This is a genomic window from Acinetobacter piscicola (assembly GCF_002233755.1).
Lineage (GTDB): Bacteria > Pseudomonadota > Gammaproteobacteria > Pseudomonadales > Moraxellaceae > Acinetobacter > Acinetobacter piscicola.
On the sequence record NZ_NIFO01000012.1, the window covers coordinates 45,601 to 57,078 of the forward strand.

Below are 11,478 nucleotides of genomic sequence, written 5' to 3' on the forward strand. Positions count from 1 at the left end.
CATGAGTAATACACAACCTGATTTCTTAGCCAATGAATTTTTATTAGACCATTATGTAGGGAAAACCCCTTTGGTACGTCTACAGCGTTTGGCAAGTCATACTCAAGCAACAGTATTGGCAAAACTAGAAGGGAATAACCCGGCAGGTTCTGTAAAAGACCGTCCAGCATATAATATGATCATGAAAGCAGAACAGCGTGGTCAGATCAAGCCGGGCGATACATTGATTGAAGCGACAAGTGGAAATACAGGAATTGCACTGGCAATGGTCGCGGCAATGCGTGGCTATAAAATGAAGTTGATCATGCCGGGGAATTCGAGCCAAGAGCGTAAAGATGCAATGCGTGCTTATGGTGCTGAATTGATTGAAGCGCCAAATATGGAAGCCGCGCGTGATATGGCTTTGCAAATGCAGGTTGATGGTCAAGGCTTAGTCCTAAATCAGTTTGGTAATCCTGACAATGTTGAAGCACATTATCTAACCACTGGCCCTGAAATTTGGCAGCAAACAGCGGGAAAAATTACCCATTTCGTGAGTGCTATGGGAACAACTGGCACGATTATGGGGATTTCAAAATATTTAAAAGAACAAAATCCTGAGATTCAAATTGTAGGTTTACAACCTTCTGAAGGTTCAAATATTGCGGGAATCCGTCGTTGGCCGCAAGAATATTTACCGACGATTTTTGATCCTAAACGTGTTGATCGTATTATGGATATTCCTCAAATTGAAGCTGAAAAAACGGCACGCCGTTTAGCACGCCAAGAAGGCATTAGTGCAGGGACATCTTCAGGTGGTGCGGTTTGGGCATCGGTTAAACTGGCTGAGGAAAACCCAGATGCTGTGATTGTATGCATTGTCTGCGACCGTGGTGATCGTTATTTATCGACAGGATTATTTTCTTTAGATGATGCTGATTCATAATAAGCCATATACAATAATGATGAATAATCGGCTTCTATTTTTAGCGTTAGAGTAAATTTGTTTATGCGCCTTCCCGTTTTAGTGTTCGATATTGAAACCCTGACTGATCTTAAATCAGGGGCGCATTTATATGGTTTAGATTTACCTGAAGATGATTTAGTGCAAGCTTTGGCAAAATTGCGTCGTCAAGAGTCAGGCATGGATTTTCAACGCTTGGCCTTGCATGAAATTGTATGTATCTCAGGCTTATGGCTCGATGAAAATGGTTCAATGAAACTGTTTTCTTTTAGTCGTGAACAATATTCTGAAGCAGAAATTTTACAAAAATTTTTATCTATATTTGATAAGCGTCATCCAACCCTAGTGAGTTGGAATGGTTCGCAATTTGATATTCCAGTGATTTTATTTCGTGCCATGTATCATGGACTTTCTGCACCAAGTTTATTCGATCAGGGTGAGATTGATACGCAAAAAAGGTATAATAACTATCAGAACCGTTACCACACTCGCCATGTCGATTTAATGGACGTGATGGCAATGTTCAACGGACGACATTTTCAGAAGTTGGATGATGCTGCACATTTACTGGGGTATCCCGGTAAGCGTGGTATTTCGGGGTATTTCGTTCCTGAATATGTGAAAACTCAGCAATGGTTGGCATTGACCAGTTATTGCGAAGGTGATGTGCTGAATACTTGGTTAATTTATTTAAGATGGTCTTTGTTGAAAGGGCAAGTGTCTTTGAATGACCATGGTCTTTGGATTCAAGCGACGATTCACTATTTACAAGGTCAACCGCAACAGCAAGAGTTTTTGAATGTTTGGCGTGAAACTTCACAACGAACGGATTTTACTTCTTCAGATTTTTCTTCTATTCCCAATTAGGTATTCATTTGAAACATAGAGCTAAAACTCGTCCATCTCAGCTTCCACAGTATATTTTTAAAGTTGAGAGATTGTCACATGAAGGGCGAGGGATTGCACACTATGATACGGATATTGACCATCCGACTGACAAAGGCGGAAAAAAAGTTTTTATTCGTTATGCTTTACCCGGTGAAACGGTTAAAGCACAAATTACTCGTCAAGTTTCAAAGCTTGAAGAGGCAGATAGTATTGCCCTAATTAGTGATCCAAATCCAAATCGTGTAGAACCTTTTTGCCCTCATTTTGGAATATGTGGCGGCTGTAATATGCAGCATATTCATCCTGATGAGCAAATTCGCTTAAAACAAGAAGTTTTAAAATCGCATCTAAGTCATTTTGCAGGTTTAGAACCGATGCAATGGCTTGAACCGATTCGCTCACAGCAAACGGATTACCGTCATAAAGCACGGATTGGTGTGCGCTATTTACCAAAGCAAAATAAGTTGTCAATGGGTTTTCGTGAAGCGCAGAGTAATCATTTAACTGAAATCCAAAGTTGCGGTATTTTGGCTCAAGCCTTGAATCAAGCCTTACCTGAGTTAAAAGTATTACTCGAAAGTCTAAAAGGCAAACATGCCATTGGTCATATAGAATTAGCCAAAGGTGATCATGAAATTTCGCTTTTAATTCGTCATACTGAAAAATTAAAAGCGCATGATGTCAACCTATTGCGCCAATATGCGTTACAGAAACAGTGGCAGTTGTATTTGCAGCCGTTCGGTGTAGAAAGTTTACATCGGGTGGACGATGCTCAAGCAGCAATGCATTTACATTATCGTTTAAATGATTTTGATGTTGAATTTGAGTTTAATCCCACAGATTTCACTCAAGTCAATCCAACGGTCAATCAGCAAATGGTTAAACTGGCATGTGATTTGCTTGAATTGCAACAAGGCGAAACTGTTTTGGATCTATTTTGTGGATTGGGGAATTTTTCACTTCCTCTTGCAACACAAGTAGGTGCGACAGGGAAAGTGGTTGCAGTTGAAGGGAGTGAGGAAATGGTTAAACGCGGTACACAAAATGCACTGAACAATCGTTTAACCAATGTTAAATTTTATTCACAAGATTTAACAAAAGACTTTTCACATTTTTCTTGGGCAAATCAAGGATTTGATGCATTATTGATTGATCCTCCGAGAGCAGGTGCTGAACAAGTTATGCATTATGTGCCAAAGTTTGGTGCAAAAAGAATCGTTTATGTGTCGTGTAATCCAGCGACTCTAGCTAGAGATGCTGGAATTTTGGTACAACATGGGTACCAGTTAAAAAAAGCAGGTGTAATGGATATGTTTACCCATACGGGGCATGTTGAATCCATAGCACTGTTTGAAAAGAAATTAGAGATAAACGATTTATAATGAAGTATAGAGTTAGAGGAGACGGGTATGGTCACAGTTCGTGAACAGCTTCCAGATCAACTCAATGAGTTATCAGGTGAAGCGACTGTAGAGCATGCCGATGAAGCGCAACAAGCTTTGGCGACATGGCTAGATCGCGTGCGTGGAATTTTAGACGGTGCTGAATTAATACAGTTAGAAGAAGTTGCGCAATTAGTATTACAAAAAGAATTAGCGACAACAGTCAATCATCGAACCAATACCTTTGCAACAGGCATTGGTATGGCGGATATTTTGGCACATTTACATGCCGATGAAGATACGCTGGTCGCAGCGGTGCTTTATCGTAGTGTACGTGAGGGCTTAACCACTTTAGATGATATTCAACAACAATTCGGTGAGCAAGTTTTCAACCTCGTCAAAGGTACTTTGGCGATGGGTAAACTTTCTGAATTGATTGAAAAAAACAAACGCTTAGAAGATCATTTTAATAATAATCAACGTGAACATTTGACAGGTATCTATAAGATGCTGATTTCTGTCACAGAAGATGTTCGGGTTGTATTGATCAAATTGGCGGAACGTACTTTTGCATTACGTGAATTGGCGCATTCTCCAAAAGAGCGTCAAGAGCGTGTTGCACGTGAAATCTTGACCATTTATTCACCTTTAGCACATCGCCTAGGGATCGCTCAATTAAAATGGGAGCTAGAAGATTTAGCTTTCCGTTATCTAGCACCTGAACGTTACAAAGAAATTGCATCTTTACTCAACGAAAAACGTTTAGAGCGTGAGCAATACATTCAGTTCGTAGTTGAACGTTTAAAGCATGAATTGGCTGAACATGATATCGAGGCGGAAATCTCAGGTCGGGTAAAACATATTTATTCGATCTATCGCAAAATGAAGAGTAAGAGTCTGAGTTTTGATCAGCTTTATGATATTCGAGCACTCCGTGTATTGGTTAAATCTGTTTCTGAGTGTTATCACGCTTTAGGTATCGTACATCAGATTTGGCGACATATTCCGCATCAGTTTGATGACTATATTACCAATCCGAAAGCCAATGGATATCGTTCTTTACATACGGCGGTCATTGCTGAAAACAAATCTTTGGAAATCCAAATTCGTACCAAAGAGATGCATAATGAGGCAGAGTTAGGTGTATGTTCGCACTTCAACTACAAAGAAGGTTCTAAAACCACAGATTACTCATTTAATCATCGTTTGCATTCATTACGTGCTGTACTTGAGCATTATCAAGAACGGACTGAAACCAGTGCACATGCCAATGATGATGAACCTGAGAATTTTGAGCAAATTCAAGATTTTGAAGGTTTTGAAAAGATTTATGTATTTAGTCGTGATGGTGATATTAAAGAATTACCGCGTGGCTCTACCGTTCTAGACTTTGCTTATCATGTACATACCGAAGTTGGTAATAAGTGCTATGCAGCACGAGTGAATCAACGCTATGTACCATTAACCTACACCTTGAAAACAGGTGAGCAAGTCGAGATTTTAACCAAGAAAGATCGTGAGCCGAACCGTGATTGGTTGGTGAATTCTCTCGGTTATATCAAAACTGCTCGTGCTCGTGACAAGTTACGCCATTGGTTTAGACAGCAAGATCGTAGTAAGAATTTAGAAGTTGGGCGTGAGATTCTCAATAAAGAGCTTTCACGTTTAGCAATTCATCCAAAAAGCATCGATTTGAGTGATTATTGCAATCATTTCAATGTTAAATCTGGCGATGATATTCTTGTTTCTTTGGTCAGTGGTGACATCAGTCTTCATGCCTTGATCAATCAAGTCAATCGCCATATGCATTTGGATCAGGATGAGCCTGAGTTGGTGTTAAAGCCAACGCTGAACCCACGTGCAAGTCATACGTTATCTGCTCATGGTATTTTGATTGATGGTTTAGATAATGTTGAGCTGCATATTGCGCAGTGTTGTCAGCCTGTACACGGTGAATCAATCGCAGGGTATATCACGTTAAATCGTGGTGTGAGTATTCACAAAGTTGCATGTCCTGATTATCTGCGAATGATCAAATTGGAACCTGATCGTGCTGTAGAAGCAGATTGGGAAATGCAGCCAACACGTGGTCAAAGTGTGCAAATTGTTGTTGAAGCTTATGATCGCCGTGGTCTGTTAAAAGATTTAACCCAAGTGATTTTCTCTGATCAAATTAATATTCGCCAAGTGAATACAATTTCTGAAGCAGATGGTATTGCCAATATGAAATTGTTGATTGAAGTGAAAGGTTTAGCACAACTTTCTCGTCTATTGGCAAGATTAGAGCAGCAGCCAGGTATTATCAGTGCGCGACGTTTGGTGCAAGGGAATTAACACAAAAAAGGCTGCTAAATGCAGCCTTTTTTATTACCAGTGTATCGGTTTTTCGCTTGAACCTGGTGTCAAATCGGCATCAGATAAGGGTTCTGATGACTCAATTTGATTGATATTTTGATCGTATATATTTCTTGGTGTTAAAGATAAACCATTCAAAATATCATTGCTGATTTGCTGTGCGAGTAAATCAGATGAGGTCGCAGGTTGTGCACTGTGAATAAAGTTACCTAAAGATTGACGTTGCTGTTGATTCACTGTTCCTGCAGCGGCAACTTTACCTGTATTGACTTCAATCACTCGCCAATTGAGGCGAATTGCTTGTTGTCCAGCGGGCACAGCGCCGTAAAAGCGCTCCTGTGTCGCCTTGGCTTCATTTATACGGCCCACTAAAATATAGTCAGCACCGACTTTTTGTCCAAGTCTTGCCATCTCAGCAGGTGCGCCATCCCAACGTAGAAAAGCATTTTCACTTGTCATTTCTTCAATATAGTCTCGGCTGACCAAGCTTAATTGGCGTGAATTTGCAAGTTGTGTGCCGACGAGATCAGCGACTTCTATAACGAAATCATCTGCATCATTACCATCTGTCAAATGTGTTTTAGCATAGCTAAATTGAAATGGCATGACTGCAATACGACGTAAATGTTGGTCGGCAACATTCGATTGGAATTTACTAACGTAGGCACGAACTTTAGCACGGTAGTTTTTACCAGAACCTGAAATACTTAAAACCTGAAAACGGTTAATGGCGTTAGTACCTTGAGTTTCAACGCTAAAAACTGGAGATACTTTACCTTGGTAGCTCCAGTGATTATTGGTCACGACCATATTCACTTCTTCAGCTAAGTCGGTACGAGAACTAACACTTGTACCATTTACGGATTGTGCTGCAATGAGTAAAGCTTCCGCAATAGCCTGTTGTTGAGTTGGGCCACTGCCTGTTGCTTCTTTCATAATCTCTTGCAGGGCGGCGTGTGCTGAGCTGATTCCTAAGCAGAATAGGGCAGTACAAATTAAAGATTTCATCATTATGTATCATTCTAAAAATCCTGATAACACAGGGAAAGCTGTATTATCAGGTTTATTGTTTTTGTTAAAAGTTATAAACCAAATGTTGCTCGTTTAGCTGACTTGCGAATTTCTTTTTCACTTGTCCATTCCACAATACCTGTTTTCAGGTTTTGTAATTTAAACGTAAATTTATAATAAACGTCGCTTTTACCACCTGAGTTTTTAACAATACTAGACAGGTTACCATTCAACATATATTCGGCAGCGATTTGTGAGCCTGTTTTAACCGCAGTGCGCTTGTCTACCATGCCGCTTTGCTGTTGGTAGGCTAATTGATCCGCCATAGCACCCACTGAGGTCATATCAACAAAACGGAATTTTCCAGAATTAATTAGCTTATTTTGAATGGTGTCTGTGATTGATTCTGTATCGATATGCTCTTGAGTTTTATTTTTAATACGATCCACAAAAAGCACAGGGCGGCGAGATTGTGTCATTTCAATCACAGGTGGAAATGCCAACATATCGTCAACCATTTTTGCTGCAATTTGCTGTAAGTCTGTTGAACCAAAATCTTTGGTCAGTGTTTCTGTTGCTTGAGCATCGCCATAAGATACAGATTGTGAAGCACATCCGCTGAGTAAAGCAACGCTGCTCATGCTTGCGACTAAAAGTAATGTATTGAGTTTCATATATTTCCCCTGAAATTTATCGAATTAATCTTTTTTCATGTAAATAAGCACATCTACTGCGCTTGGATTTGGTGCAACAGATTGAACCGTTTTAACTTCACGGCCTTGTAAGCTAACAGGTTTCCATGTTGCTCCCTCTGGATTGATTTCAGTGCCATCGGCATCAAACCAAACAATCTTGTACTCAAATGCTTGTGCATAGAACCAGCCATTTTTTAACGCCAAAGACGCACGTTTAATGTCACCTAAAGACGTCATATTGACGCGGGTTACACCAATACGTGTTGCTAAAACAGGGTTACCTGTCATTGTTTTGACATTACTCGCACCTGTTATTGGGTCTGTTTGTGTGCGCATTGCATTCGGTGCAGTACATGCAACTAAGCTAAGTGTGCAAGCACTCAGCAATAGAGGGAGTAGTAACTTTTTCATCTTTTGTTTTCCTATCAAGGCTTATTTTGCAATGGTGAAACTGTCAGCAATAATTTGTTGGTTGGTTTCAATACTTCGAATAAAAGTCGTTTGGTTGGGTTTGACTTCGATATTAATAGATTGATTGGCATAGCTATTTTGTAGTTGGATGGTGTGAGTGCCTGCTGTAAGGAATAGGCGAGCAACTTGTGCATTGCTGGGTAAGGTATTCCATGCACGAACATCAGCTTTTTCTGTCGCAGTGTTATATATATTTCCAGCCAATTGACCGAAAGCACCTAAATGATTTCCAAGTTCTTTTTGTATGGCATATTTTGTTACGGAACGAGCGATTTGCGTCGAAAGGTTGCTTGCAACATTTTCTTTTAAAGTTTTGACTGCGAGTGCGCCAATATCGGTAAGTAGTACAGTATTTGCAACGGTCTTACCATTGACAACGACATTCATTTGGTTTGGAGAAACATAGGTGTTTGGATCATAGCTTGCGAAAGACAAATTCACTAAACCATTTAATGTCGGTACAGCTAGGCTTGATGATATTTTCTGCGGAACCAATCCTTGCTCGAAAAAAATAACAACAGGGTATTGTGCAGTATTTTTACTGTGATCTGAATCTAGACGTTTTACATCATTTTTAATGAATTCATTGGGTTGTAGTTCGTAAGCTTTTTTATAGTCGACCAGAGCATCATTTTTCTCACCTAATGCTTCCCATAATGTTGCAGCCATATAAAAGGCATAAGCATTTTGATAGGTATTTTTTACTTTGCTGGCAATGGTATTTAAGCCTGCAGTTGCTTCATCGTATTCAGCGGGAGGAGTAGCTTCTTTTTGAGCTTTCGCTGCTGCTTTTTCAGTTTCTTTACTATGTGCAACTTCGATTTCTCGTTGCAGGCGCTGAGCCACTCGCATTTCAACGGCAGCACCTTCAGTATTGTTTAAAGCTAAAAAATTCAAGGCTTGGTAAACATGAGCTAATACTTGTTCATATTCAGGAATTTTATAAGGAACGACCGTATCATTACTCACGAGAGAAAGTGCTTTAAATCCGAGTTTTGAGGCACTCACTGTTGCTTTGTTGTTTTGCTCATCTAATAGTGTAAATGCTGCTTCAAAAGTTTGTTTACTGGCTTCGTATTGTTGGCTTGCTTGTTCTAATCGCGCCTTTTCAAGTAAATATAATGCTGCATCATTACTTTTTGCTTTTTTTTCAAATAGTTTTTGTGTTGGATCTGAAATAGGTTGTGTAATGGATGAGCGGAAACTTTGCGCGGTATCGGTATAGCTATCGAATAGTCCTGCATGAGTTTGCGATGTAATACTAAAAATTGGTAAACTTAATAAACTGATGATGAATGATATTTTTTTAGTTATAAATAAATTTGTCATGAAAACCCCTTTGAATAAATAGTCTGTATAAATTTTTTGTAAATATACAAAAAGTTTCAATCTATTAACAGAAGAAATACATGATTATTTGATCAATATGTGTTTTGTGACATAATTGTTATGCTTATTTACAATATTTAATTATTAATTAGCCTAAATATTGTATTTGGGCTAATTAATTTAGTATGGAATTTATCTTTTTGATAAAAGCATATTCCCCAAACGATTGAGAAATTGTGGGCTTATACTGGAAAGTTTATACATGATTTTACTTTTTAGACCCACTGGGGTATGTGTTGCTGTAAGAATAGTGCCCTTGGCTTTAGCTAAGGCGAAAATTTGTTCAGCAACATCTTGAGCGCTTAAATGTACCCCAATATTTTTGATACTTCCTGCATCCATGTCTTTGACCATTGCTGTTTGTACAAACAGGGGCATGACATCCAATACACGAATCCCATACTTTTGCCATTCGATATCTAAGCCTTCGGTAATGCCACGGACTGCAAATTTACTGGCTGAATAAGATACTAAATCTGCTTGTCCATAAATTGCTGAGGCAGAAGATAAATTAATCACACGTGCAAACTTTGCTTTCTTCAGATAAGGAAGTGCTGCATGACAACCATTCAAAACACCATTGACATTAATGTTGATGGTTCGGTGGTGTGCGGCAATATCAGTTTTTTCAAAATCACCTGAATAGAGAATTCCCGCATTATTCACCAGAATATTGAGTTCTCCTGCCCATGTGACAAATTCCTCTAAAGCCATTTGCCATTGATCGTATTGGCTGACATCTAACTTTCCAGCTTTAGCATTCGAACCTAATTGGTCCGCTAAGATTTGGGCTTGATCGGCATTAATATCATAAATACCAACTTTATAGCCTTGTTGGTAGAATAGGCGGGCAATTGCGGCACCTATCCCTTGTGCAGCACCACTAATGAAGATACTTTGACTCATTGAATTTCCCTTTTCTTGTTTTTGCATGTAGCGAGTTGAACATAAAATATGCATGGGAACAAGGGCTGATAAGTCATTTGTTATTGATCTTTAAGGATATAAAAATGGAACAGTTATTGGCGATCATGAAACAACTACGTGCAGAATGCCCTTGGGATCGTGAGCAAACACCTGAAAGTTTAACGCAATATGCAATTGAAGAAGCCTATGAAGTAGAAGAGGCAGTTCGTTCAGGTGATTTGAATGAAATTAAAAATGAGTTGGGTGATTTACTGTTGCAGGTGGTGTTTCAATCACAAATGTATAGTGAGCAAGGTGCTTTTGATTTTTCCGATGTTGTTGATGCCATTTGTCAGAAATTAATCCGTCGTCACCCACATGTATTTCAAAAAGATCAATTTGAAAACTTAAGTCCTGAACAAGTATCGTCACTATGGAAAGAGATTAAACAACAAGAAAAACAGGGTAAACCTCAATCTCGCTTGGATGAAGTGAAACATGGCCCTGCATTAACCCAAGCAGAAGATATTCAAAAAAATGTGGCGAAGGTTGGTTTCGACTTTCCAGACGTTGCTCAAGCCTATGACAAAGTCAAAGAGGAATTATTTGAGTTTGAAGAAGCAATACAGTTGCAAAAATCCGATGAAATAATTGAAGAATTTGGTGATTGTTTATTTTCATTAATCAATGTTGGGCGTAAACTAGGCATCTCAAGTGAAATGGCGCTTCTCGGCACTGTTCATAAATTTAAATCACGCTTTGCTTATATTGAAAACCAAATAAATTTAAAAAATAAACGATTAGAAGATGTGAGTTTACAAGAAATGGATCTACTTTGGGATCAAGCAAAGCAAAAATTAAAACAATAGGTTATTCATGATTTTTTCAGAATTAAAAAATATTAAATTGGCTATTAAGTTAGTAAAACTAAATAATATTTCATGGTATTTGATTATCTTGATATCATTGTTGAGTTTGTCGTTTGCCTCGCAAGCTCAGCAATTTGATCAAAATTATTTGAAATGGAAAGCGAGTCAACAAGAGCAAGATGCTAAGTTGAATAAACAATCCAATAGACAAAATGAAAATTATTATTTGTCACGTCCTTCGGTTGGATCGCAACATAAAACTTCTGTAAATCAAGTGTCGAATGCCAGTTCCACAAATAAAGTGAGTATTAATACTGCAACTATAGAGCAATTACAGCAACTCAGTGGGGCAGGCCCAAAGAAAGCCCAAGCCATTTTTGATTACCGAAAGCAAAATGGTCAATTTAGGACAATTGATGATTTACAAAAGGTGAAAGGAATTGGCAGCAAGTTTATTGAAAAGAATCGTTCAATTTTGAGCTTATAAATTTTTAATTATGGGTTATTCAACGAGAAATTAAGATGAAAAGCTAAATTTCAAAATAAGATCGTGAGAATCAAATTGCCCT

Annotated in this window: 11 protein-coding genes; 6 read left to right on the top strand and 5 right to left on the bottom strand. The window is 38.7% G+C overall.

What is annotated here, in order from left to right; translation table 11 throughout:
* Position 1 precedes the first annotated feature (1 nt).
* From cysM to CDA10_RS12915, 4 genes are all read left to right on the top strand, one after another.
* Entirely contained in the window at positions 2–925 is a 924-nt protein-coding gene (gene cysM, locus CDA10_RS12900; RefSeq protein ID WP_089605988.1) for a cysteine synthase CysM, read from the top strand.
* A gap of 63 nt (positions 926–988) precedes the next feature.
* On the top strand, positions 989–1,810 hold the full coding sequence (locus tag CDA10_RS12905) for a 3'-5' exonuclease (RefSeq protein WP_089605989.1): 822 nt from the start codon (positions 989–991) through the stop codon (positions 1,808–1,810).
* A gap of 8 nt (positions 1,811–1,818) precedes the next feature.
* Positions 1,819–3,213, top strand: coding sequence for a 23S rRNA (uracil(1939)-C(5))-methyltransferase RlmD (rlmD, locus tag CDA10_RS12910; RefSeq protein ID WP_089605990.1), 1,395 nt, complete (start codon positions 1,819–1,821; stop codon positions 3,211–3,213).
* A 27-nt stretch (positions 3,214–3,240) separates the two neighbouring features.
* Positions 3,241–5,547 carry a RelA/SpoT family protein gene (locus tag CDA10_RS12915; protein ID WP_089605991.1) on the top strand — a complete coding sequence of 769 codons (2,307 nt, stop codon included), beginning with the start codon at positions 3,241–3,243 and terminating at the stop codon, positions 5,545–5,547.
* Positions 5,548–5,580: 33 nt separating this feature from the next.
* Here the strand turns inward: CDA10_RS12915 and CDA10_RS12920 are convergent, their stop codons facing one another.
* From CDA10_RS12920 to CDA10_RS12940, 5 genes are all read right to left on the bottom strand, one after another.
* Positions 5,581–6,579, bottom strand: coding sequence for a CsgG/HfaB family protein (locus CDA10_RS12920; protein ID WP_089605992.1), 999 nt, complete (start codon positions 6,577–6,579; stop codon positions 5,581–5,583).
* A 71-nt stretch (positions 6,580–6,650) separates the two neighbouring features.
* Positions 6,651–7,253: a penicillin-binding protein activator LpoB gene (lpoB, locus tag CDA10_RS12925; RefSeq protein WP_089605993.1), complete on the bottom strand. Its 603-nt coding sequence runs from the start codon at positions 7,251–7,253 to the stop codon at positions 6,651–6,653.
* Positions 7,254–7,277: 24 nt separating this feature from the next.
* Complete coding sequence (locus tag CDA10_RS12930) at positions 7,278–7,685, bottom strand: DUF1425 domain-containing protein (RefSeq protein ID WP_089605994.1); 408 nt, start codon at positions 7,683–7,685, stop codon at positions 7,278–7,280.
* A gap of 21 nt (positions 7,686–7,706) precedes the next feature.
* Positions 7,707–9,074, bottom strand: coding sequence for a COG3014 family protein (locus CDA10_RS12935; protein ID WP_089605995.1), 1,368 nt, complete (start codon positions 9,072–9,074; stop codon positions 7,707–7,709).
* A gap of 192 nt (positions 9,075–9,266) precedes the next feature.
* Positions 9,267–10,040, bottom strand: a complete 774-nt coding sequence (locus CDA10_RS12940; protein ID WP_089606036.1) for an SDR family oxidoreductase — start codon at positions 10,038–10,040, stop codon at positions 9,267–9,269.
* Positions 10,041–10,144: 104 nt separating this feature from the next.
* On the opposite strand from CDA10_RS12940, the gene mazG reads away from it, so the two are divergent.
* Together mazG and CDA10_RS12950 are read left to right on the top strand one after the other, a co-directional pair.
* Positions 10,145–10,909: a nucleoside triphosphate pyrophosphohydrolase gene (gene mazG / locus CDA10_RS12945; protein WP_089605996.1), complete on the top strand. Its 765-nt coding sequence runs from the start codon at positions 10,145–10,147 to the stop codon at positions 10,907–10,909.
* A gap of 7 nt (positions 10,910–10,916) precedes the next feature.
* Positions 10,917–11,396, top strand: coding sequence for a ComEA family DNA-binding protein (locus CDA10_RS12950; RefSeq protein ID WP_089605997.1), 480 nt, complete (start codon positions 10,917–10,919; stop codon positions 11,394–11,396).
* Positions 11,397–11,478: the final 82 nt, after the last annotated feature.

Bases quoted from the DNA above. Each gene is read 5' to 3' on its own strand.
- CDA10_RS12905 (WP_089605989.1), top strand. From the start codon at position 989: ATGCGCCTTCCCGTTTTAGTGTTCGATATTGAAACCCTGACTGATCTT.
- lpoB (WP_089605993.1), bottom strand. From the start codon at position 7,253: ATGAAACTCAATACATTACTTTTAGTCGCAAGCATGAGCAGCGTTGCT.
- CDA10_RS12920 (WP_089605992.1), bottom strand. From the start codon at position 6,579: ATGATGAAATCTTTAATTTGTACTGCCCTATTCTGCTTAGGAATCAGC.
- mazG (WP_089605996.1), top strand. From the start codon at position 10,145: ATGGAACAGTTATTGGCGATCATGAAACAACTACGTGCAGAATGCCCT.
- CDA10_RS12915 (WP_089605991.1), top strand. From the start codon at position 3,241: ATGGTCACAGTTCGTGAACAGCTTCCAGATCAACTCAATGAGTTATCA.
- CDA10_RS12940 (WP_089606036.1), bottom strand. From the start codon at position 10,040: ATGAGTCAAAGTATCTTCATTAGTGGTGCTGCACAAGGGATAGGTGCC.
- CDA10_RS12935 (WP_089605995.1), bottom strand. From the start codon at position 9,074: ATGACAAATTTATTTATAACTAAAAAAATATCATTCATCATCAGTTTA.
- CDA10_RS12930 (WP_089605994.1), bottom strand. From the start codon at position 7,685: ATGAAAAAGTTACTACTCCCTCTATTGCTGAGTGCTTGCACACTTAGC.
- CDA10_RS12950 (WP_089605997.1), top strand. From the start codon at position 10,917: ATGATTTTTTCAGAATTAAAAAATATTAAATTGGCTATTAAGTTAGTA.
- cysM (WP_089605988.1), top strand. From the start codon at position 2: ATGAGTAATACACAACCTGATTTCTTAGCCAATGAATTTTTATTAGAC.